The organism is Pseudoalteromonas sp. OF5H-5 (assembly GCF_021530695.1).
GTDB lineage: Bacteria > Pseudomonadota > Gammaproteobacteria > Enterobacterales > Alteromonadaceae > Pseudoalteromonas.
The window spans coordinates 273,314-295,831 of record NZ_JAKGBF010000005.1 but is presented as its reverse complement, the minus strand read 5'-3'; the positions used below and the strand labels follow the sequence as shown (position 1 = coordinate 295,831).

Genomic DNA, 22,518 nt, shown 5'->3' with positions numbered 1-22,518 from the left:
CGGAATGAATCTTACACCGCACAGTCCTTTTTCATCAAAAGCAAGTCAATTACTCAGCTGGGGACACTGGTTTACCTTTGCTAACATTGGCTTGGTTTTATTGATTAGCTCAGTTTATTTGTTCGCCGACAAAGCGCCAAGTACCTTTGTCGGTTGGTTTTATATGCTGATCACGTGGATAAGCCATACCAGCTTTATCACTTTTTGTGCGTTTGTATTAACTATCTTTCCGCTTAGTTTAATATTCCCTTACCCGCGACATATTCGCGGGATGGCTGCAATTATTGCCTCGGTTGGTATTGTTGTACTAACAGTGGATGCCTTTGTTTACCTACAACTTGGCTACCATATAAACCCAGCTTCGCTTTCCGATATTTTTGTTTTATTGTGGGAAACCTTAGTCGGATCATCCCTCATTAATCTCATTGTTACCATTGCAATGCTTGGACTGGTGCTCACTTTTGAACTACTCGCAGGTAATTATGCTTGGCGTCATTTGGCCGAGCTTAAATCCTATAAATTCCCTCGCTATGCAACGGGGACCATTGTTACCTGCTTTGCGCTCAGTCACAGCCTGCATATTTGGGCCGATGCGAATGCCTTTTTCGATATCACTAAGCAAGATAATGTATTACCTCTCTCATATCCTACAACCGCAAAGAGCTTACTCGCCAGACACGATTTACTTGATATCGAGCAGTATGAAGAAGCGCACTCACTAAGCATTGGTGATACGCATTCAAAATACAAAGCCCCTGTAATTTCGGCGGTATGCAAAGAAAAGAAAGATACCACAGAGCAACCTATCAACGTTTATGCTTACACAGATGAGGCGCTTTTCCAAAAAACAGCAACAGCACTTCAGAGCAACGGTAAAAATAACGTGTTCCGAATGGATTCTGTTTTACGCGCAGGAAATAGCAGCGATGCACTATTCAGCCTGGTATACGGTCTACCGAGTTATTATAAAGAGTCTGTCCTGCTACAGCAGCAAGTTCCGGTATGGTCAATTAATAATGACTTAATGAGTGTTAATGCTAACGGCGAGTTCTCTTTTGTACCCTCTCATCAAACAAGTAAATTAACAATCATTGAAGTAAGTGACGAAATTGACATTGATAGTTCAAAGCCGTTCGTGGCAATTGATATTAGTGCACAGCAAGCGACGGTATTAACCAGTTCTGCGGTAACGAACATTGAGCTGTTTGCTCAGGCTTCTGGTCTTGTGCAGCCCAATGACATCACCTACACCCTATTAAGCTCTTATCTAGGCTGCGACCCCCTTGCTCAACAAAGTATGCTGGCATCGAACATTAAAACTCGCTCTCATGCAGAAGGCGTTAACTTTACGCAAGGTGTCTTAGTTGCCTTCAAAAAAGACAAAATCACCTTAGTCAATCAAGATGGTAGCTTCAAGCAGATGTCAGCAAAGGAAGGCTTTGTGTTAAACGGCAATCTAGATATTCCATTTTTAATACAAAGTATTAAGACATTAAAAAAATTCACAGCCCCTGAAGCGCAATAACCTTGAACAAAATGGGATGTCATCTATGGTTAAGTAGATATTAACTGTTACAGCAAGGATGCCAGATGCAATTATATCTAAAACTACTCGTACTGATTTTTGTCTCTACTCATTGTTTCGCCACAACAACGGTAAAATACTTTAAATGCACGACCGACAGAGGCATCGTTTTTAGCCAATTTCCCTGTTCGGCCAATGCGACCCAGCATACGATAACCACATCCGATCCTAAAGCCTCGGCTCCCTCAGAGCAGCACTATAAAACGTTAAACAATTTGGAACGTAACCAAATTGCGAAAAGGACAAAGCGTGCACTCAGAGCCAAACACCATGAAAAAGCCGTGCTCAATCGCAAAAGAGATACCGCAGTTAGAGAGCAACAAGATCAATTAACTAAACTGATGAATGAAGACAGGCGCAAAAAGGTCGTCAGACAAGTTAAAAAGGAAATAAAGGCCATTAATAAGGCACATGCTAAAGCGATTAAAAGCCTAGAGAAAGAGATTTCAAAATTAGAAAGGCAACTCAAAGAATATGAGTGATATAACCGCTCAATTACATTGGTTGTTTTTTGAGAATCACACTTGGTCTATGCGCATTCGCTATAGTTATGCAAACACCTTAACTGGTATTACCAGATGACTTTTCGCACATTACCTTGTAAAGTGAAACCACTCCGCGTGGATAATTTATGAGGGATGTAGATGCAAGCACAGCAGTTAGCAGAGCGAATTTTATCAGGTTTTCAAAACCACTATCACGCATTTGTAAAAATTACCAAACTGGCACCCATCGCTTTTGCTGCTCAAAATTGGGGAGAGATAGAGCGGATAAGTAAAGCGAGGATCAGCCAATACGATAGTAAAGTTGATGAAACCGCACAGAAGTTAATACAACTCTATGGCTCTACGCAACTGGATGAATCGCTATGGTATAAAGTAAAACAGGCTTACCTTGAGCGTCTTACCTTTCACCCTCAACCAGAGCTTGCTGAAACTTTCTATAATTCAGTTTTTTGTCGCCTCTTTCACCGCCGATATTACAATAGCGATTTCATTTTTGTTGAAACCCAGCTTGCTAACGCCACATCACTCCCTGTAGAAGCAGAGTATCGAAGCTATTTTCCAGTCGTCAGTGGCCTCAAACCCACCATCAAAAGAATCATTGAACACATTGACTTTCATTGTGAATTTGAAGATTTAGATAGAGATATTCGACTACTCGTTAAGGCGTTTCTTAAACAAGCACCTAACACGCATCATCAGGCACACTTAATGCGCTTCGACATCCTCAGCGCACCTTTCTATCGTAATAAAGGCGCCTATATTGTCGGCCGAGTGGTATCTAAATCTGGTGTACAGCCGTTTATCATTTCGGTATTACACGCACAAACTGGGGGCTTACTGATCGATGCGCTGCTTACCAACAGCTCACAAATGCGGGTGATTTTTGGTTTTGCGCGGGCTTACTTTTTAGTAGAGACCCACGCCCCATCTGCGCTAGTTAAGTTTTTAAATCAACTCATGCCAAATAAAACAAAGGCTGAGCTTTATAACGCCATCGGCTTTCATAAACAGGGGAAAACCGAATTTTATCGTGAGTTTTTACACCACTTAGCTAATTCCGAAGAACAATTTGAAGTCGCTCCAGGTACGCCCGGCATGGTAATGATGGTATTCACTCTGCCAAGCTTTCCCTATGTTTTTAAAGTGATCCGTGACCAATTTCCAGAAAGTAAGCCATTTACAAAAACAACCGTTCTAGAGCGGTATCAACTTGTAAAACGCCACGATCGCGTAGGTAGAATGGCAGATACAATTGAATATTCCGATGTGGTGATCCCACTTGCACGTATTTCACCAGCCCTTTATCAGCTATTGCTGGACTCTATCTCTCAAAGTATACGTATTGAGGGGGATAATATGGTGATAAAGCACTTGTATATTGAACGCCGTATGACACCGCTCAACCTCTTTGTACAGCAAGCCGATGAAGAAACGTGTGAGCAAGTCATTAGAGATTACGGCTATGCGCTCAAAGAAATGCTCGCTGTAAACATTTTTCCAGGTGACATGCTGTTAAAAAACTTTGGCGTGAGTAAACACCATAGAGTTATCTTCTATGACTATGATGAGGTGCAATATCTCACGGAAATGAACTTTAGAGCGCTGCCAAAACAAGGGCTAGATAATATGTACGACTCTGGCGATATTTCCAGTGCACCACAAGACGTCTTTCCTGAACAGTTGTGTACATTTGTTCTGACAAATCCTACACTAAAGGAAATGTTTCTGCGCCATCATGCTGATTTGGCTGAGGTGTTGTTTTGGCAGCAAGCACAACGAGATATTCGTGAGAAAGTCGTAAGACATATTTACCCTTATCCACATGACAATCGCTTTCTCCAAAATGCCAAAAAAGAAGAATAATACAAAGGAAAACTGAGTGAACATTAGTAAAATTGACCTTAACCTGCTGGTTTACCTCGATACCTTACTTCGAGAATGCAATGTAACACGTGCCGCAAATCAATTAAGTATTACCCAACCGGCAATGAGTAACGGTCTTAAGCGTCTCAGAAACCTCTTTAATGACCCTATTTTAGTACGTACCAGCGAAGGCATGGTGCCAACAGAGCGCGCGCTTGAGCTACAGCCTGTGATCCGTGGCATACTCATGACTTTGGAAGAAACCTTAGCCCCTAACAGGGAGTTTGAAGCAGCGAGTAGTAATCGAGTGTTTAGGATTATGGCCAGCGACTATGCTGCAAGTACGCTTGCGCCGAAACTTCTAACTAAACTTCATGAGGAAGCCCCAGATACGACCCTTGATATTCTCACGCCGAGTGATGTTACTTTTCATGATGTAGAAAATGGCAAGGTAGACATGGCAATTAACCGCTTCGAAAATCTACCGCAATCGTTTCACCACAAACGAATTTGGAAGGATAGTTTTTGCTGTCTGGTGAAGTCCGATAACCCCGTTATTACCAACTTTACGCTTGATGCCTATTTAAAATCTCGCCATATTTGGGTAAGTAAAACCGGATTTGGTGTTGGGGTCGGAATGGATCCCGCCGATGTACAGAAACTTGGCTGGGTTGACGAGGCACTCGCACACTTTGGAAAACACAGAAACATCGCAACTTTTACACGTAATTACCACGTTGCAATTCACTTAGCAAAAGAGCAGAACTTAATCGCAACATTACCGTCAAAAGCCGCGAATATCTATCGTGATGATCCGACCTTAACAGTTTTGGAGCCGCCATTCCCTATTCCGCCGTTTGAGTTAGATATGATTTGGAGCCCGCTATTACACCGTGATGCAAGCCACATTTGGCTGAGACAAAAAATCGCTGAGGTAGCTGAAGAGCTAGCATAGCGATATAACTAAGCTTTGCTTTGGTGCGCTTTTTGAAATTGGTATCGCCAGCTAATTGAACTATCCTTTTATCTATATGCATAAAAGGTGCAATAGAGCATGGCAAAATTCTCTTATAGAGCAACGGTTGATAGTAAAGAGAAACTTATCCACGCAGCCGCATACGGGGAATGCGTGGAAGCCAATATCATCGAGATGTACAAAAATTTAGGGCTTGCACTTAAATCGAATCAGCTAAAAAGTTTAGTTATCGACGTCTCTCAATTACATATCACCTACGACTATCCAAGCGTGCTAACCGTTTTACAAAAACTCAATCAATTTGTCGATGGGGTTACTCTTGCCCGAGTTATCTCCCCCTCAGACACCAAAAGTGGATTAATTGAAGCATTTGCTGACAAGCACGGCTTAGCGATTAAAAACTTCGAGAACTACAACGACGCAGTAGCTTGGGTACATGCTGTGAATACATAAAATAATTAAGGAAATTCAGAATAAAGTCATGAAATTAGTGATATTATTTGCCGTTGGTCAATAGCAGATGGCCAACCATAAGTAATACCAATTGAATTAATTCTCTAATCAATTTGAAGGGTGAAATAGCATATTAGCTTCGTTAAAAATTTCTCATTTAGAACAACTAAATAGCAAAATTTTTGCCTTGCTACTAAAGCTATTTCCCCGCTTCAAGATAGATCATTTACTTAATACAACTGGTATAATTTGTGAACAACCTTTATTTCATAATAGGGAACTATGGAACACTATATCTCAACGTTCATTTTTTTCTTTGCGGTCATCGACCCCATTGGCACTATACCGGTATTTATCGCAACCACCACAGGCTTTGATATTGCGACGAAACGAAAAATAGCGGTAAAAGCTACACTGGTTGCAGCCATTGTGTTGCTGTTTTTTATTATTGCGGGCGAAATCATTTTAAACGCAATTGGTATTCCCCTACCTGCATTCGCGATTGCCGGAGGCATCGTACTGTTCATCTTTGCCATGACAATGATTTTTGGCGAGGGTAAGCCAAGTGAAGAGATTAAGTTAGACAGTAAAGCATCCGATACCGCTATTTTCCCTTTAGCAATGCCTTCTATCGCAAGCCCAGGGGCAATGCTAGCAGCCGTTTTGCTTACTAAAAACAGCGAAAACAATGTATTTGAACAACTCCAAACGTCGATTATTATGCTCAGCGTATTGGCTATCGTGTTGATATTTCTACTGGTTGCGACAAAAATTCACCAATGGATTGGTGATAGTGGCGCAAGTATCGTCAGCCGAGTAATGGGACTTATTTTAGCTTCAGTTGCAGTATCTAGTGTATTGGCGGGTATTAAAGAATATTTTATGTTGTAATAGAGAGTAACGAGAGGGTTAGCCCTCTCTTTCGATGTCATTGTTTCAAAATAAATTTCTTCACCGCTTTATTATGTTCAGTCAGTGTTTTCGAAAAGTGGTGTCCACCATCTCCTGACGCAACAAAGTACAAGTATTCGGTTGTTGCTGGATTAAGTGCCGCATGGATCGCAGCACGAGACGGCATTGCAATGGGTGTCGGTGGCAAACCATCAATCCGATAGGTGTTATATGGTGTCTTTTCACGGATATCTTCACGTTTAATATCACCATCAAACTGCTCACCGATACCATAGATAATGGTTGGATCTGTCTGTAAACGCATGCCCTTACGCAAACGATTGATAAAAACGGAGGCAACTTTATCTCGTTCTGCGACTACACCCGTTTCTTTCTCAATAATCGAAGCCAAGATCAAGGCTTCATAAGGCGTGTTTAAAGGAAGATCTGGCATTCTATTTTGCCACTCTTCTTCAAGCACACTCTGCATTTTGGTATGGGCACGTTTAAGTAAGCGCTGTGCTGAATCATTTCCATGATAGTGGTAGGTGTCGGGGTACAACCACCCTTCAGCTGAACTTTGCGATATATTCAGTTGTGCTGTCAGCTTATCAATGTCTTGCGTTAAGTAGGGGGCGCTGAGGAGCTTGTCTTTGACTTCCCAAATGGGCATCCCTTCAATGATTGTAAAGCTAAAGTTGTGTTGCTCCCCGCGACTAATTTTGCTGATGGCATCTAGTACAGTTAGCCCTTTAAGATCGTAAAAGCCCGCTTGTAACGCGAATAACTTAGGCTCTAACTTACTATAAAGTTGATAAGGAAAGCAGTTAGATAACGCCCCGCTACGCTGCCATAGATGACATAGCTGATTGAATGTTTGCCCAGCCTTTATCTCAACTAATGGCTCAGAGATATTAAGTGGTTCAAATTTAACCTTATTTATTTGCTGAGATAACCACCATGACGCTGCTGCTATCAAAAATGCGACTATGATGAACAGTTTTTTCATTTATATTATTTCCCTAAAAATCGCCTTTTCAATTCATGTAAGTCGGCGATATCGAAATGTTTATTCTCAATTCTTACTACAGGTACCAACTGCATTAAACTATTACAAATAAATACACCATCAGCCGCTTGTAACTCGTCAAAAGCAATATTTTTGACCCTAATATCGTGTTTACTTTCAAGTGCGGTTAAAAACACGCCTTTAATGCCTGAGCCACTAAGTTCTGGTGTATACAGCCTGTTGTCTTTAATCATGATGATATTTGCCGCTGACGCTTCAATCACCCTATCATTGATGTCCGTCACAATGACATCGTCACAAACCAATGTCTGAGCATCTTGTTTAATAAGTACTTGTTCTAACCGATTCAGTGTCTTTAATCCAGCGAGTAACGGCTGAATACCCAGTTTAACCCGGCTTAATGCGACTTCAATCCCACTCTGCTGCCAAGTTGTATAGTGTGAAGGAAAAGGTAATATCTGAATACTCACACTCAGCTCAGGCGTCTCAGGAGCTTGATAACCACGGCCCCCTTCCCCTCGAGTGATAAGGAGCTTTAGCACCGCTTCCCTTTTATCTTTAACTTGCTCTTGAACCAAAGACTCGATTTCGCCTAGTCGTAACTCAGGAAAGCCCAAGCGCTGCTGACATTCCACCAGTCGGTTTCTATGAAGTGGCCACAAATCAACATTTCCATCACGGACTAACGCGGTGGTAAAAAAGCCATCGCCATAGGCCAATCCTCTGTCAGTGTTAGAAAAAAGCTGTTGATTATCCACATCACTTTCCTTTTTAAGGGTATCAAAAACATAAAAAAACTCGGCAATGCCGAGCTTTTTTATCATAACCTACTTTGCTATCAAATTACTAAGGCTGATCTACACCTTTTTAAATAGCAACGAACCGTTTGTTCCACCGAAACCAAACGAGTTACACAAAGTGTACTCTAGTTTCGCATCACGGGCAGTATGAGGCACATAATCTAAATCACAGCCTTCATCTGGGTTATCCAAGTTAATGGTCGGCGTTACTTTTTGGTCTTGCAGCGCAAGAATCGAAATAATTGATTCAACTGAGCCTGCAGCACCAAGTAAGTGACCCATCATTGATTTAGACGAGCTCACCATCACATTTTTTGCCGCAGAACCAAATACCGACTTAACAGCATGCGTCTCTGCAACGTCACCCGCTGGAGTAGAAGTGCCGTGTGCGTTGATATAGCCAACCTGCTCTGCATTGATCCCTGCATCATTCAATGCATTAACCATGGCCTGTGCAGCACCTGCACCGTCTTCTGGTGGTGATGTCATGTGATATGCATCGCCACTCATACCAAAGCCAACCAGTTCAGCGTAGATCTTCGCACCACGAGCTTTCGCATGTTCATATTCTTCCAGTACGATCACACCGGCTCCATCAGCTAGCACAAAACCATCACGGTCTTTATCCCAAGGGCGAGAAGCCGCTTGCGGATCATCGTTACGTGTAGAAAGCGCACGAGCCGCGCTAAAACCACCCATACCAATTGGCGTTGACGCTTTTTCAGCACCGCCTGCTACCATCGCATCCGCGTCGCCGTACGCAATCATACGTGCCGCATGGCCAATATTATGAAGGCCAGTTGTACATGCAGTCACAATCGAAATATTTGGACCTCTCAAGCCATGCATGATGGACAAGTGGCCAGAGATCATATTGATAATGGTAGACGGAACGTAAAACGGAGAAAGCTTGCGTGGACCGCTATTTAATAGCTTAATGTGGTTTTCTTCAATTAGCGTCAAACCACCGATACCAGAGCCGATGGCCACACCAACTCTAGCGGCATTCTCTTCGTTAACTTCAAGACCTGAGTCTTTTAAAGCCTGTACACCTGCAGCGATACCATACTGGATGAAAACATCCATTTTTTTAGCATCTTTAGGGGAAATGTACTCAGTGACATCAAAGTCGTTCACTAAACCAGCAAACTTAGTCCCGAAACCTTCTGTGTCAAAATGCGTGATATTGCGAATACCACTACGGCCTTCTAATAAGCCCTGCCAGGTAGATGCAACATCATTACCCAGCGGCGTCAACATACCTAAGCCAGTTACTACGACTCGACGTTTAGCCACGGTGTCCTCCAAAAAGGGATTATTATAATAATTGGGGGGTCTAGAAAGAGTTAGGGCAGCGAGTGCTGCCCTAATAGAAAAGCTAGTTACTCAGCGTGAGCAGTAACGTAGTCGATAGCTGCCTGAACAGTAGTGATTTTCTCAGCTTCTTCATCAGGGATTTCTGTATCGAACTCTTCTTCTAGCGCCATTACAAGCTCAACAGTGTCTAGAGAGTCAGCACCTAAATCATCAACGAAAGACGCTTCTGATTTAACTTCTTCTTCTTTAACACCTAGTTGTTCAACAATAATTTTCTTTACGCGTTCTTGGATGTCGCTCATTCTTCTTTCCTTTATTTAAACGCTACTGCGTTAATTTTCAGATTGCGGCGCAGTTTACGACGCATCATTCTGGGATTCAAGGATTGACCCGTACTTTTTTTTCTGGTCAAACCTGTTACAAAGCTTTGGATCTTTTTATCGCCTATTTTCGTGACGATTTCAAGTACGTTGTCGACAAGATCACAAAAATTTCAATTGATTTGTGATCTTAGCGGGTTAAACCATGTACATCGCACCATTTACGTGCAAAGTTTCACCAGAAACATAAGCTGCCACATCTGATGCTAAATAAACCACAGCCGCTGCGATTTCTTCAGGCTGACCTAAACGACCTGCTGGTACATTCGCCAAAGTCGCTGCTTTTTGCTCATCAGTTAGCTCATCCGTCATGTCTGTCTGAATGAAGCCCGGTGCTACAGTATTTACCGTAATACCACGAGATGCAACCTCACGCGCCAATGATTTTGTAAAACCAATTACGCCCGCTTTTGCAGCAGCATAGTTAGCTTGACCCGCATTACCCATAGTGCCCACTACTGAACCAATGTTAATGATACGGCCATTTTTCTTCTTCATCATTGGGCGAAGTACCGCTTTTGATAAGCGGAAAATGGATGACAAGTTAGTATCGATGATGTCATCCCACTCTTGATCTTTCATGCGCATCAGCAAGTTATCACGAGTGATACCAGCATTGTTTACCAACACATCGATATCACCTAAGTCTGCTTTGATTGCATCCAAAGTTGCTGCGATTGAGTCGGCATCTGTCACGTTTAGCGCATAACCTTTACCACTTTCGCCTAGATACTCAGAGATACGCTCTGCTCCAGACTCACTCGTTGCAGTACCCGCAACTTTTGCACCTTGTGCCACTAAGGCGTTAGCGATTGCTTTACCAATACCTCGGCTAGCACCCGTTACTAGTACTACTTTTCCTTCTAAAGAAAATAAATTACTCATAATACTCTCGTTATTATTCTGCTGCTGCAATGGCAGCTAAATCATTTACCGACACGCACGACACTGAGCGGTCGATGCGTTTGACAAGACCCGAAATCACTTTACCAGGGCCGAACTCAAAAGTTGTTGTAACACCTTCTTTTGCAACCGCTTGTACAGTTTCAGTCCATCTTACTGGACTATAAAGCTGGCGAATAAGCGCATCTTTTATTGCTGCAGCATCTTTTGCAACAGCAACGTCAACATTGTTAATCACGTCAAACTTTGGCTCTGAAAAAGCGAGTATCTCAAGATCTTTAGCTAATTTATCAGCTGCTGGTTTCATTAATGCGCAATGAGATGGAACGCTAACTGCAAGTGGTAATGCGCGTTTAGCTCCTGCTTCTTTACACGCTTCAGAGGCTCGATTTACTGCTTCAACATGACCCGCAATCACCACTTGACCTGGTGAGTTGTAGTTTACCGGCGAAACAACATCCCCCTGTGCAGATTCGGCACACACCTTTGCAATCACGTCATCATCTAAACCAATAATTGCCGCCATTGAACCCGTACCAGCAGGAACTGCTTCTTGCATGTATAAACCACGTTTTTCAACTAACTTAACGGCATCTGCAAGGGTTAATACTTCTGCACATACTAATGCAGAGTATTCGCCTAGACTATGACCTGCTAACGTCAGTTCAGCTTCAACACCTTTCTCTTGCCACGCTCTAAAGATAGCGACACTTGCGGTCAATAATGCTGGTTGGGTACGGTGCGTTTGGTTTAATTCTTCTTCAGGACCATTTAGCACAAGTTCGGCTAAATCGTAGCCTAGTGCTTCTGACGCTTCAGCGAACGTCGCTTTAACGATGTCAGAAGATGCTAATAATTCAGATAACATGCCCACGCTTTGTGAGCCCTGCCCTGGGAAAAATAATGCGATTTTTTGTGACATATTGTGCTCTTATTTTCTCTGTTGTCGCCACGTCCTCATGTCACTTAGAAGTGTTAGGGATGCGGACCTGACGGTTGTTTTTCTGTGTCGACCTGAGCAAACACCGTTTGGATCTTTTCAGGGATCTTACGTTGTACTTCTTGCGCAGCTTCTTCAATCGCGGCTAAAAATGCCTTAGTTGTGGCATTTCCGTGACTTTTCACAACAATACCGCGCAATCCTACCAGACTTGCACCGTTATACTGGTCGGGGTTCACCCTTCTATACAATTTTTTTATAACGGGTCGAAGTAAAAAGGCCAACGCTTTATAAAAAAAGTGCTTTTTTAACGCTTTGCTAAACTTATGCATGATGAGTTTGGCAATCCCCTCACAGGTTTTCAAGGCAACGTTGCCGACAAATCCCTCACACACAATAACATCGGCTTTGCCAGAGAACATATCGCTCCCCTCACAATAGCCTTGATAATTAATAACAGATGAGGATTTCATTAATTTTGCAGCTTGCTTGATACCATCATGACCTTTGATTTCTTCAGAGCCAATGTTTAGCAAGCACACTTTAGGTGAAGGAATATTTAATGCCTCTCCAGCCACGATTGAGCCCATAATACCAAACTGATAGAGGGTCTCAGGGTCACAATGCACATTCGCACCAAGATCAAGCAGATAAACGGGCTGTTTTTTCTCTGTTGGAACGGCTGAAATTAACGCGGGACGCTTGATGCCAGGCAACATTTTTAGCACATAGTGGGCCATAAAAAAGAGCGCACCTGTATTGCCTGAACTTACACAAGCCTGAGCTTCGCCAGATTTCACCAAATCAAGCGCAATACGCATTGAAGACTGCTTTTTATTTCTAAGTGCAGAGGCAGGTTCACAACCGTTAGTGACGACTTCTTTACAGTGTTTAATTTTGAGTCTTGGATGATCCAGCATATTTGCTTTAGTCAAAGCACTTTCAATAACTTGCTGATTACCACAGAGGATTAGATTTAAATTTGGGTGCTTAAGCACAGCAGCGATGGCTGCGGGGATAGATGAACGGGGGCCGTAATCGCCCCCCATCATATCTAACGCAATGGTTAGATCAGTCAGCATAAAGTAATCTCTTACTTAGAAATTACTTTAACGCCTTTGTAGTAACCGTCAGCAGTCACGTGGTGACGACGATGAGTCTCGCCAGAAACCTGATCTACAGTTAGAGCTGGTCCACTGATCGCATCGTGTGAACGACGCATACCACGACGTGCGCGTGACTTCTTGCTTTTTTGTACCGCCATTAGCCTTCTCCTAAGAATCTTTCTTAAGTTGTTTCAAAATTTCAAATGGATTTGGTTTGCTATCTTCTGCTTCAATTTCACCAAAGCTCTTTGGCTTATCAGAATAAGAGCATAGTGCTTCATCATGCGTCGGGACTATCGGAATCGCGAGTAGCAGTTCATCTTCGACGATTTGTCTTAGATTAACTTCACCCTCTTCATCCAGTTCCAACACATCATAACGCTCGGGAAGATCATCCGACTCTGCACCTAATCCGACTGGCGAATACGCAAAGTCTTGTTCCAAATCCAACCCTAATTCATCATTACAACGCTGACATACAACAGTTAGATGGGCTCGGACTTTGCCTTGCACAACAACCAAACCTTGTTCGTCGATGTTGAAATGAATGTCTACCGCTATTTCACTATTTTGATCACGCACAACTTGCTGCAATCGAGAAAGTTCTTCAAGCATTACAACACCGTAATAAGATGCTCGACGTTGCGCTGCTCTGCATGGATCAATAGTGATGGGAATTTTCACCTTTTGCATAGGGGCTGCATCATATAGATAGTTACTGTGTTAGTCAAAGTAAAAATACACTTTCCCTTTGTTTTTCGCGTTATTGCGCATTATCCTGTTGGCAATGTTGTCACAAAGATAAAAATCTCATGAAAACGCCCCTTATTCTAGCCTCAAGTTCGCCATTTAGGCAGTCAATTTTGAAAAAATTAATGCTTCCTTTTGCATCTTTTTCACCGGATGTAGATGAGCAAACACTCGAAGGTGAATCAGCGCAGCAACTTGTTGCACGGTTGAGCGAATCAAAAGCCAAAGCAGCAATAGCAAAATATCAACAAGGTGTGGTGATTGGTTCAGACCAAGTCGCGCTGTTCAACGGTGAGATCCTAGGAAAGCCGCATAATAAAGAGAACGCGATTAAGCAACTAAGCCTATTTAGTAATAATCGCGTGACTTTTTTGACTGGTTTAACCGTTTTCGACATTGAAAGCGGCAAAACGGTCACTGAAGTAGTACCGTTCTACGTTTACTTTCGCCAACTTACCCAAGCACAGATCAGTAACTATTGTGATGCGGAAACACCTTACAACTGTGCTGGAAGCTTTAAAAGCGAAGGATTAGGGATCTGTCTGTTTGATAAACTTGAAGGAGAAGACCCCAATACCCTGATTGGCCTTCCCCTTATTCAACTCACTAAAACACTGCTCACATTTGGTATTGATGTGCTCGCTGAGCAATCAGGCCAACAATAGGTTAGACAAGTCATGATAGTTATCGCAAATATGGGCAGCCGATGTTTGCGATAACAGCTCTCTTGTTGCAACACCCATAGTGACGCCGATCGCGTCAATGCCTGCATTCTCCGCTAAATTCATATCAATTATCGTATCGCCTATCATGACAGCCTCTGTAGCTTCCACATTTAGTTCAGCCAAAATCTGAAGCAACATATCGGGATGCGGTTTAGACTCCGCCTCACATGCTGTCCGTGTCGTGACGAAAACATCACTCAACCCGCTTTCTGTCATCAGACGGTCAAGCCCGACTCGGCTTTTTCCTGTTGCAACCGCAACTTTGACTCCATTGCCATGTAATTGCTTTAAAAGTGTTTCAGCGCCTTCAAATAGAGGCGCTGGAGTTTTATCTTGATGTTTATAGATATACTTATAAGCCGCTATTAAAGACGCTAATTTGTCTTCATGATTTGGAAAAAGTGTCAGTATCGCTTTATCGAGAGACAGGCCGATAATACTTTTCGCCGCTTCGTTACTGACGGGTGCAATTCCACAAGATTCAGCAGCTTGATGAATGGTGTTTACGATTTTTGGCACAGAGTCCATGACGGTACCATCCCAGTCGAAAATTACACACTTATAACGCATGTTACTTCCTTAATTTAACTAAGCATGCTTCCAAAGCCCCATCCAATGGCGCCTCTACATGGTGTGTCGTTTCTGTTTTTGGGTGCATAAATCTGAGTTCTTTGGCATGCAAAAACAGCCTATTTAATCCCACTTCACGCATTTTGGCATCAAACACCTGATCGCCATACTTATCATCACACGCAATCGGATGTCCTTTACATTGAGTATGCACTCGGATCTGGTGCGTTCTGCCTGTTACTGGTGACGCCTGCACTAAAGTTGCGGACTCAAAACGCTCGACGACTCTAAAACGAGTATGAGAAGGCTTGCCTTGCTCATGATCCACTCGCACCACTCGCTCACCTGACTTTAAGGTATTTTTACGTAGCGGTTCGGTGACATTTTTATGTTTGGCATCCCATTGCCCTGAAACCAGCGCAAGGTAATTCTTCTCCATGGTCTTTTCTCTTAGCTGCTCATGAAGTCCTTTAAGCACAGCGCGGCGCTTTGAAATCAACAAACAACCCGATGTGTCGCGGTCCAAACGGTGCACCAACTCCAAACTTTGCTCTTGTGGGCGTAATGCTCTTAATGCTTCAATTAAGCCATAGCTTAAGCCGCTGCCACCATGTACCGCCATACCGGCTGGTTTATTTATAACTATCAGATGCTTATCTTCATAAAGAATGGCATCTTCTAAGTTTGCGACTTTATCTAGATTTTTAGGCACAAACTCTGTTTTCTCCGCAACACGCACAGGTGGGATACGGATTTCATCATTGATTTGTAGTTTATATACAGGCTTCACCCGCTTTTTGTTTACGCGCACTTCCCCTTTACGAAGAATTTTATATACGGCGCTTTTTGGCACCCCTTTCAAATGCGTAACTAAAAAGTTATCGATCCTTTGACCTTCTTGGTCTTCCGTCACGGTAACGAAGCTAACTTGTAATGCGGGTTTCTCTGACATTGCCTAATCACTGATTTGAGTAATAATTTAGTTGCTATCTCGACATTATTAGTGGGATAATCAGGCCGCAAATTTTTGCGAGGTGCTTTTTATCGCAAAAACAATATCGTGATGCACATCTTGGATGGCAGATCATACAGATTAGAGCTAATATTTCCAAAGCTTTTATCATACATCTAAGATAAACACGTGCGAACAGTCAATGCGAAGCGCGTAATATTTCGTTTAATGACTGGACACGATGAACAAACCAAAAAGCAAGAAATTAAAATTTGTCTGATACGTTTACCACAGTTGCAGTAATACCCGTGCATAGCAGGCCGCAACTCGTGAATAACCACAAAGCAATCAAGTCAAAAGATGGTGATAGCTAAGCTTGGCAAACCAAGCTCAACTTGCCCCGTGCATGACTACTTTGTGAAACGAATAAACGTGCAAAGAGCGAACGATGGATCAGTGATTTTACCCTGATTTAAAGCGGAAACTGTGAATATGTTCCCTTTCCCCCAGTCGTGAGACTGCATCATTTAATAGGAACATGCAAGGTGTAGCACGCTGTCGCTGGCAAGACGTATCAGGCGCTGTAAATAATTAAGTAGAGAATTACAATATGAAACGTATGCTGATCAATGCAACGCAGCAAGAAGAAATGCGCGTGGCACTGGTTGACGGCCAGCGTCTATACGATCTAGATATAGAAAGCCCTGGTCACGAACAGAAAAAAGCCAATATCTATAAGGGTAAAATTACCCGTATCGAACCATCCCTAGAAGCCGCATTTGTTGATTATGGCGCTGAGCGTCACGGATTCCTTCCTTTAAAAGAAATCGCTAAAACGTATTTCCCAGATGGCTACACATTCAATGGTCGTCCTAACATCAAAGACGTGATCAAAGAAGGTCAAGAAGTCATCGTTCAGGTTGATAAAGAAGAACGTGGTCAAAAAGGTGCGGCACTTACAACGTTTATCAGCGTCGCTGGTAGCTACTTGGTATTAATGCCAAATAACCCAAGAGCTGGCGGTATTTCACGTCGTATCGAAGGTGACGAGCGCATTGAGCTTAAAGAAGCATTGAGTCGCTTAAACGTACCTAAAGGTATGGGTCTTATCGTACGCACCGCGGGCGTAGGTAAATCTTTCGAAGAACTAGAGTACGACCTTAAAGCGTTACTTGTTCATTGGGACGCAATCCAAAACGCAGCAAATAGCGGTAAAGCACCTTTCTTAATTCACCAAGAAAGTAACGTGATCTTCCGTGCTATTCGCGATTATTTACGTCGTGATATCGGTGAGATCCTAATTGATAAACCGCGTGTTTTTGAAGAAGCGAAAGCGCATATCGAGCGTTTCCGTCCAGATTTCATCAATCGTGTTAAGCTTTATCAAAACGATGTGCCATTATTCACGCATTATCAAATTGAGAGTCAGATTGAGTCAGCTTTCCAGCGTGAAGTGCGTTTGCCTTCAGGTGGTTCTATCGTTATTGATCCAACAGAAGCACTCACTTCTATCGATATCAACTCGTCAAAAGCGACGAAAGGTGGCGATATCGAAGAGACTGCGCTGAATACTAACCTAGAAGCGGCTGACGAGATTGCACGCCAGTTACGTTTACGTGACTTAGGTGGATTAATCGTTATCGACTTTATCGATATGACTCCGCCTCGCCATCAACGTGAAGTAGAAAACCGCTTGAAAGAAGCCGTTCGTACTGACCGTGCTCGCGTGCAAATCGGTAAGATTTCTCGTTTCGGCTTATTAGAAATGTCGCGTCAACGTTTGCGTCCGTCTTTAGGTGAAGCGAGCCAACATACGTGTCCACGCTGTGACGGCCAAGGCACCATTCGCTCAAACGAATCCATTGCTTTGTCTATCTTGCGTCTAATCGAAGAAGAAGCGATCAAAGATAATACCGCTCAGGTCAACGCCCAAGTGCCTGTCGCTGTTGGTGCTTATCTATTAAATGAAAAGCGTCGTTCTGTACAACGCATCGAAAAGCGCCACGAGTGCCACGTTGTTATCATCCCTAATCAACACCTAGAAACACCTCACTATGAAGTGGTTAGGTTGCGTAAAGATGAAACAACAGAAGCTGCAAGCTATGAGCAGATCACCGCGCCAGAGCCTGAAGTCGTTGAAATTGCTCGAGCTCAAGCGATTGTGAAAGAGGAGCCTGTGTTAAAAGGTGTCGTTATGCCTGATGCACCAGCACCGGCGCCTGCGCCAGCCCCTACTCCAGCTCAAACAGCAAAACCACAAACGCGTAAGCCACAAGCACAACCTGCTCAAAACGGCACCAGCCTGTTTGCAAAGATTGGTCAATGGTTCAAGAGCCTATTTGCTAGTGACAGCGATAACCAAGAAGAAAACAAGCCTTCTGAAGAAAAATCATCACGCGATAACAACCGTGATAATCGCCGTCGCAATAATAACAATCGTCGTCGTAACAATAACCGCCGTCGTAACGATCAACAAAAAGACACAACGGTTGAATCGAAAGACGAAAACAACAGTAACGAGCAACGTGGTGATAACCGCAAACGCCGTCGTCCAAATAACAGAAAGCGCCAAGATCAGGACAAAGCAAACCGTCCAGCTAAGGAGCCTGTAAACGATAACGTTGAAACGGTTCAGGCTAAAGACGCGCCAGTTAAAGAAGCGACAGTAAAACCACGCAGACAAAGACGTAATCTTCGCAAGAAGGTACGTGTGGAAGAAACCAATGCGCAGGATACTAACACGTCAGAGCAAGCTAGCACTGAAGAAGTGAAAGTAGAAGCAAAGCCGCTTGAACAACCAGCGAAAACGGCAGCTGATTCTAAAGCTGAACAAAAGCCAAGGCAAAGAAAAGCGAAACCTGTCGCTGACAAATCAGAACAAGAGTCTGCAACTAACGAACATGTAGCAGCACCTTCTGAACAATCTGACGTACACGCTCAAGCAAAGCAGCAAGAAACTGCTAACACTGAGCGCCACGAACAAAACGATGTTACCGAGGTGGTATCTGCCGAACTTTCAGAATCGCAAAATGATGACGAAAATAAAGAAGGCCGCACTCGCTCTAGACGTTCTCCGCGTCATCTGAGAGCGGCAGGTCAACGTCGCCGTCGTCAGGATACGCCTGAAAAAGGTCAAGCTGCTGCATTTGTGCCCGTTGCAGATCAAGCAGCTGCAGAATACGAAGCAGAGCTAAAAGCAAAATCTTCTTCTGACATTGACGTTCAAGAAGGTGTACAGCAAGAAGCAAATACAGTTGAGACTCAATTGTCACCTGAAGCGGTAACTGAAGATAATGCGCCAGCGGCAGAAGTGACAGTTTCTGAGACACACACTGATGCAGAGCAGCATGTCGAAACTAAGCCAGCCGAAGCACAGGTTGACGAAAATGCAGCGCAAGAAGCGGAGCCTGTAAAAGAAGTTGAGGCAAGTACTGCTGAAGCACCATTGCAACAAGCTGCACAGCCCGAAACATCCGCAAGCGCTGACGAAGTAGTCGCAGAAGCAGTAGAAGCTATGCCGCCAGAAGCAGCAAAAGAGGTGAAAGCTGAGCCAATCGCTGACACAGTAGAGGCTGAACAAGTTGAATCGACAGAGGAAAAAGTTGAGGCTGAAACTGCAGTTGTAGAAGAAACTCAGGCTTCTGACACTGAGGCAACACCTGAAGTTCAGGAGCCAGCAGCCGAGGCACCGGCAACAGAAGCGGTTGTGGAAACAACAGCTGCTGAAACAGTTACTGAATCTTCAACTGAAGATACACCAGTCGCTGAAACAGTTGAAGCACCTACTCAACAAGTAGTAAACGGCAATTCAGTACAAAGCCGTATACGCTTCAATCAAACGGCTGCCGCGCCAATGACAAAAGCACAAAGTGTGATTGAGGATGTCGTGGTAGAAACACCATCTGCGATGCCACATGAACAGCGTCAGACTGTGGCGAATAGCGGATTAGGTGTTGGCTCTAAGTCACCAACAGGCAGAGCAAGCGCCGACATGGCCTCTCCTGCTCAGGTTGACTAAGCAGTAATTGAAAAGCCAGTCTTTTTAGACTGGCTTTTTTGTGTCCGAATTTTACTGAGCAGACAAATGGTAATACCAGTCCTTCGTAGCACTCCGTGTTATTTATCAGTAGAATGCCGTCAATTCTTTGATCGTTAAAGTCAAAAGTATGATCACACTTAAGAGATTTAAAAACGCCTCTTTAAAAGGTGACCTATTCGGTGGTGTAACCACTGCAATTATTTCTTTACCACTCGCACTCGCTTTTGGTGTTGCTTCTGGTGCTGGCGCAGAAGCTGGGATGTGGGGCGCAATTTTAGTTGGCTTATTTGCCGCGCTGTTCGGTGGTTCAACCTCCCTCATTTCTGAACCAACCGGCCCAATGACTGTTATCATGACAGCAGTACTCACCGCCATGATGAGCAAGTACCCCGAAAATGGTCTTGCGATGGGCTTTACTGTTGTCATGATGGCAGGTGCTTTTCAGGTTTTACTCGGTACGCTCAAGTTAGGTAAATACGTTACCTTGATGCCTTACAGCGTCATCTCCGGATTTATGTCTGGTATTGGTGTTATCCTCATTATTTTGCAGCTTGCTCCTTTACTTGGACACCAAGCGCCTGCAGGTGGTGTTGTTGGCACTTTGTCTAATTTGCCCAGCCTGCTAATGGATTTACACTTTTCTGAGTTGTTCCTCGGGGTGATCACACTTGCAATCTTATTCAAAATGCCAAGTAAGTGGCGCCAGTACGTGCCAGCTCAACTGGTCGCACTCGTCGCCGTTACACTGCTTTCAATTATTATTTTTGATACCGATAGTATTCGCCGCATCGGAGAAATTCCAAGTGGCTTGCCAAGTATTGTGTTGCCAGTATTATCACCAGAGCTATTCGTTGAAATGCTTATCGACGCATTGGTACTGGGCACTTTGGGCTGTATAGATACGTTACTAACAGCAGTAATAGCCGACAGTTTAACGCGAACCGAACATGATTCTGATAAGGAGCTCAGAGGCCAAGGTATTGCCAATATGATAGCTGGCCTTTTTGGTGCATTGCCAGGTGCTGGTGCAACGATGGGAACTGTGGTCAATATTCAAGTGGGCGCTCGCTCGCCCATCGCTGGCATATTCAGGGCACTAATTTTGATGGCCGTAGTCTTTATCGCGGGCAGCCTGACCGAGCCAATCCCAATGGCGGTGCTTGCTGGTATTGCAGTGTATGTTGGTTTTAATATTCTGGATTGGAGTTTTATCCAGCGTGCTCATAAGCTTAGTGTCAGTCAAATGGCGATTATGTATGGCGTAATGCTACTTACCGTTTTTGTTGACCTGATTGTTGCCGTGGGCCTTGGCGTATTTATCTCTAATGTGATGATCATAGAGAGATTAAGCCGAGTGCAAGCTAATCATGTTAAAGCAATTAGCGACAGTGATAGCGACGAAGATGTGCCACTAACAAAAAAGGAAAGCGAGCTGTTAGATAAAGCCAACGGTAAACTATTATTCTTTTATCTTTCCGGGCCAATGATTTTTAGCGTCTCAAAAGCAATCGCAAGACAACACCGCAAGATTAGTGAATACAAAGCCATGGTATTAGATTTAAGCGACGTAGCTATGATTGATGTCACCGTGGGCTTAGCCATTGAAAATGCGATTACAGATGCGCTTGATGCTGACTGTAGCGTGTTTATCTATTCACCGAATTTGGAGACCACCGATAAGCTCAAGCGCTTAAACATTCATGACCGTCTAGGCGACCGTGCATTTTGTGATAGTCGCGAGATAGCGCTCAGTCAAGCCATTGATACTATGGCTAAAACTTATTAAAGTGCGCACTTAAGTGATCCAGTAATAACCGTAAGCTGGTCGCGACAAATTGTCTGGGTGGATACAGCGCCCAGACCCCCTCTTCTTCAGGTCTAAAGTTGGTTAGTACCTCTGTTAACTCACCACTCTCTAGCGACTCTTGCACGTAATAATGTGGTAACTGTACCAAACCTAAGCCTTGCTTTGCTGCTTCCAAGAGCCCCCAACCACTGTTGCAACGCAGTGGCCCCGCCACTTTAATTTGTCGCGTTTTACCGTGCTCAACAAAGCGCCATTCGCTGCTATTGCCAATCAAACATTTATGATTGCCAAGCTCAGCGAGCGTATGCGGTTGGCCAAATTGATTTAAATAGATATTCGCGCCACACACCATGGTTTTACGTGTGGTTAGCCGTTTGGCGCGCAGTGATGAATCCTGTAACTTACCGAGTCGAATTGCCAAGTCAAAGCCCTTATCGAGCAAGTCGACTTGATTGTTCGTCAAATGCATTTCAACCTCAACTTTTGGATACAAACGCATAAAGTCAACCACGGCAGACATGACATAAGATTCGCCGTACATTACCGGTGCGGTAAGCTTAAGTTTGCCTGTTGGCTGTCTATCACGTTGACGGATTGCAGCAGTGGCGTCATCTAATCCATGCTGCAAATGCTTTGCGTGAGATAAAAACACTTCACCTTCCTGAGTCAGCGCTAATTTTCGGGTAGTGCGCGTCAAAAGTTGTATGTTGAGGCGCTCCTCTAACATTTTCACTCGGCGACTAATTTGCGCAACCGAAGTATTTAACTGAGTTGCAGCCCCACTAAATGAGCCATTACTCGCAACCGCTACAAACTCATCAATGCCAATCCATCTATCCATTATTACATATACGTAAAAGTCTTTATGATTTTTATAGATTATCAAAAATCATAATGTAGTTATACTGCTATCAACTTTTAAGAA

Annotated in this window: 21 protein-coding genes; 9 read left to right on the top strand and 12 right to left on the bottom strand. The window is 43.6% G+C overall.

What is annotated here, in order from left to right; genetic code table 11:
- Positions 1–4 precede the first annotated feature (4 nt).
- The 6 genes from L1271_RS10090 to L1271_RS10065 all read left to right on the top strand — a co-directional run bounded on the left by L1271_RS10090 (position 5) and on the right by L1271_RS10065 (position 6,274).
- The gene (locus L1271_RS10090) at positions 5–1,525 is read left to right on the top strand and encodes a DUF3413 domain-containing protein (RefSeq protein WP_235367744.1); all 1,521 of its coding nucleotides are present in this window, start codon (positions 5–7) and stop codon (positions 1,523–1,525) included.
- 65 nt (positions 1,526–1,590) lie between these two features.
- A complete protein-coding gene (locus L1271_RS10085) occupies positions 1,591–2,067 on the top strand; it encodes a hypothetical protein (RefSeq protein WP_102056954.1) in 477 nt (158 codons plus the stop codon).
- A 162-nt stretch (positions 2,068–2,229) separates the two neighbouring features.
- The gene (gene aceK, locus L1271_RS10080; protein ID WP_010604991.1) at positions 2,230–3,954 is read left to right on the top strand and encodes a bifunctional isocitrate dehydrogenase kinase/phosphatase; all 1,725 of its coding nucleotides are present in this window, start codon (positions 2,230–2,232) and stop codon (positions 3,952–3,954) included.
- 16 nt (positions 3,955–3,970) lie between these two features.
- Positions 3,971–4,909 (top strand): LysR family transcriptional regulator, encoded by a 939-nt coding sequence (locus L1271_RS10075; protein ID WP_010604992.1) that lies wholly within the window; start codon positions 3,971–3,973, stop codon positions 4,907–4,909.
- A 99-nt stretch (positions 4,910–5,008) separates the two neighbouring features.
- Positions 5,009–5,383, top strand: coding sequence for a hypothetical protein (locus L1271_RS10070; RefSeq protein ID WP_235367743.1), 375 nt, complete (start codon positions 5,009–5,011; stop codon positions 5,381–5,383).
- A gap of 282 nt (positions 5,384–5,665) precedes the next feature.
- Positions 5,666–6,274, top strand: coding sequence for a MarC family protein (locus tag L1271_RS10065; protein ID WP_017219127.1), 609 nt, complete (start codon positions 5,666–5,668; stop codon positions 6,272–6,274).
- A 37-nt stretch (positions 6,275–6,311) separates the two neighbouring features.
- Here the strand turns inward: L1271_RS10065 and mltG are convergent, their stop codons facing one another.
- The 9 genes from mltG to yceD all read right to left on the bottom strand — a co-directional run bounded on the left by mltG (position 6,312) and on the right by yceD (position 13,443).
- Positions 6,312–7,283, bottom strand: coding sequence for an endolytic transglycosylase MltG (gene mltG / locus L1271_RS10060; RefSeq protein WP_102056956.1), 972 nt, complete (start codon positions 7,281–7,283; stop codon positions 6,312–6,314).
- Positions 7,284–7,288: 5 nt separating this feature from the next.
- A complete protein-coding gene (pabC, locus tag L1271_RS10055; protein WP_010604996.1) occupies positions 7,289–8,128 on the bottom strand; it encodes an aminodeoxychorismate lyase in 840 nt (279 codons plus the stop codon).
- Positions 8,129–8,161: 33 nt separating this feature from the next.
- On the bottom strand, positions 8,162–9,400 hold the full coding sequence (fabF, locus tag L1271_RS10050; protein WP_102056957.1) for a beta-ketoacyl-ACP synthase II: 1,239 nt from the start codon (positions 9,398–9,400) through the stop codon (positions 8,162–8,164).
- 86 nt (positions 9,401–9,486) lie between these two features.
- Positions 9,487–9,723, bottom strand: coding sequence for an acyl carrier protein (acpP, locus tag L1271_RS10045; RefSeq protein ID WP_010374019.1), 237 nt, complete (start codon positions 9,721–9,723; stop codon positions 9,487–9,489).
- Between the two features lie 216 nt (positions 9,724–9,939).
- Complete coding sequence (gene fabG, locus L1271_RS10040; protein WP_102056958.1) at positions 9,940–10,686, bottom strand: 3-oxoacyl-ACP reductase FabG; 747 nt, start codon at positions 10,684–10,686, stop codon at positions 9,940–9,942.
- A 13-nt stretch (positions 10,687–10,699) separates the two neighbouring features.
- Positions 10,700–11,626: an ACP S-malonyltransferase gene (gene fabD / locus L1271_RS10035; RefSeq protein WP_010604999.1), complete on the bottom strand. Its 927-nt coding sequence runs from the start codon at positions 11,624–11,626 to the stop codon at positions 10,700–10,702.
- Positions 11,627–11,679: 53 nt separating this feature from the next.
- A complete protein-coding gene (gene plsX / locus L1271_RS10030) occupies positions 11,680–12,726 on the bottom strand; it encodes a phosphate acyltransferase PlsX (RefSeq protein ID WP_010605000.1) in 1,047 nt (348 codons plus the stop codon).
- Positions 12,727–12,737: 11 nt separating this feature from the next.
- A complete protein-coding gene (gene rpmF / locus L1271_RS10025) occupies positions 12,738–12,908 on the bottom strand; it encodes a 50S ribosomal protein L32 (RefSeq protein WP_010374010.1) in 171 nt (56 codons plus the stop codon).
- A gap of 10 nt (positions 12,909–12,918) precedes the next feature.
- On the bottom strand, positions 12,919–13,443 hold the full coding sequence (gene yceD, locus L1271_RS10020) for a 23S rRNA accumulation protein YceD (RefSeq protein ID WP_235367742.1): 525 nt from the start codon (positions 13,441–13,443) through the stop codon (positions 12,919–12,921).
- A gap of 119 nt (positions 13,444–13,562) precedes the next feature.
- Here yceD and L1271_RS10015 point away from each other — a divergent pair, with 119 nt between their 5' ends.
- Positions 13,563–14,165 (top strand): Maf family protein, encoded by a 603-nt coding sequence (locus L1271_RS10015; protein ID WP_010605001.1) that lies wholly within the window; start codon positions 13,563–13,565, stop codon positions 14,163–14,165.
- Here the strand turns inward: L1271_RS10015 and L1271_RS10010 are convergent.
- Together L1271_RS10010 and rluC are read right to left on the bottom strand one after the other, a co-directional pair.
- The gene (locus L1271_RS10010; protein ID WP_102056960.1) at positions 14,151–14,795 is read right to left on the bottom strand and encodes an HAD family hydrolase; all 645 of its coding nucleotides are present in this window, start codon (positions 14,793–14,795) and stop codon (positions 14,151–14,153) included. The genes L1271_RS10015 and L1271_RS10010 overlap by 15 nt on opposite strands.
- 1 nt (position 14,796) lies before the next feature.
- A complete protein-coding gene (gene rluC, locus L1271_RS10005; protein WP_102056961.1) occupies positions 14,797–15,747 on the bottom strand; it encodes a 23S rRNA pseudouridine(955/2504/2580) synthase RluC in 951 nt (316 codons plus the stop codon).
- 610 nt (positions 15,748–16,357) lie between these two features.
- On the opposite strand from rluC, the gene rne reads away from it, so the two are divergent.
- Positions 16,358–19,765, top strand: coding sequence for a ribonuclease E (gene rne / locus L1271_RS10000; RefSeq protein ID WP_235367741.1), 3,408 nt, complete (start codon positions 16,358–16,360; stop codon positions 19,763–19,765).
- Positions 19,766–19,913: 148 nt separating this feature from the next.
- Positions 19,914–21,572: a SulP family inorganic anion transporter gene (locus L1271_RS09995; protein ID WP_010605005.1), complete on the top strand. Its 1,659-nt coding sequence runs from the start codon at positions 19,914–19,916 to the stop codon at positions 21,570–21,572.
- Here the strand turns inward: L1271_RS09995 and L1271_RS09990 are convergent.
- Positions 21,559–22,434 carry a LysR substrate-binding domain-containing protein gene (locus L1271_RS09990; RefSeq protein ID WP_235367740.1) on the bottom strand — a complete coding sequence of 292 codons (876 nt, stop codon included), beginning with the start codon at positions 22,432–22,434 and terminating at the stop codon, positions 21,559–21,561. The two genes, L1271_RS09995 and L1271_RS09990, sit on opposite strands and share 14 nt — an antisense overlap.
- Positions 22,435–22,518 lie beyond the last annotated feature (84 nt).

Coding starts and splice junctions, on each gene's coding strand:
- L1271_RS10070 (WP_235367743.1), top strand. CDS start 5,009: ATGGCAAAATTCTCTTATAGAGCAACGGTTGATAGTAAAGAGAAACTT.
- rluC (WP_102056961.1), bottom strand. CDS start 15,747: ATGTCAGAGAAACCCGCATTACAAGTTAGCTTCGTTACCGTGACGGAA.
- aceK (WP_010604991.1), top strand. CDS start 2,230: ATGCAAGCACAGCAGTTAGCAGAGCGAATTTTATCAGGTTTTCAAAAC.
- pabC (WP_010604996.1), bottom strand. CDS start 8,128: ATGATAAAAAAGCTCGGCATTGCCGAGTTTTTTTATGTTTTTGATACC.
- L1271_RS10010 (WP_102056960.1), bottom strand. CDS start 14,795: ATGCGTTATAAGTGTGTAATTTTCGACTGGGATGGTACCGTCATGGAC.
- rpmF (WP_010374010.1), bottom strand. CDS start 12,908: ATGGCGGTACAAAAAAGCAAGAAGTCACGCGCACGTCGTGGTATGCGT.
- L1271_RS10065 (WP_017219127.1), top strand. CDS start 5,666: ATGGAACACTATATCTCAACGTTCATTTTTTTCTTTGCGGTCATCGAC.
- plsX (WP_010605000.1), bottom strand. CDS start 12,726: ATGCTGACTGATCTAACCATTGCGTTAGATATGATGGGGGGCGATTAC.
- fabD (WP_010604999.1), bottom strand. CDS start 11,626: ATGTCACAAAAAATCGCATTATTTTTCCCAGGGCAGGGCTCACAAAGC.
- L1271_RS09990 (WP_235367740.1), bottom strand. CDS start 22,434: ATGGATAGATGGATTGGCATTGATGAGTTTGTAGCGGTTGCGAGTAAT.
- yceD (WP_235367742.1), bottom strand. CDS start 13,443: ATGCAAAAGGTGAAAATTCCCATCACTATTGATCCATGCAGAGCAGCG.
- L1271_RS09995 (WP_010605005.1), top strand. CDS start 19,914: ATGATCACACTTAAGAGATTTAAAAACGCCTCTTTAAAAGGTGACCTA.
- fabG (WP_102056958.1), bottom strand. CDS start 10,686: ATGAGTAATTTATTTTCTTTAGAAGGAAAAGTAGTACTAGTAACGGGT.
- L1271_RS10085 (WP_102056954.1), top strand. CDS start 1,591: ATGCAATTATATCTAAAACTACTCGTACTGATTTTTGTCTCTACTCAT.
- L1271_RS10090 (WP_235367744.1), top strand. CDS start 5: ATGAATCTTACACCGCACAGTCCTTTTTCATCAAAAGCAAGTCAATTA.
- L1271_RS10015 (WP_010605001.1), top strand. CDS start 13,563: ATGAAAACGCCCCTTATTCTAGCCTCAAGTTCGCCATTTAGGCAGTCA.
- acpP (WP_010374019.1), bottom strand. CDS start 9,723: ATGAGCGACATCCAAGAACGCGTAAAGAAAATTATTGTTGAACAACTA.
- mltG (WP_102056956.1), bottom strand. CDS start 7,283: ATGAAAAAACTGTTCATCATAGTCGCATTTTTGATAGCAGCAGCGTCA.
- rne (WP_235367741.1), top strand. CDS start 16,358: ATGAAACGTATGCTGATCAATGCAACGCAGCAAGAAGAAATGCGCGTG.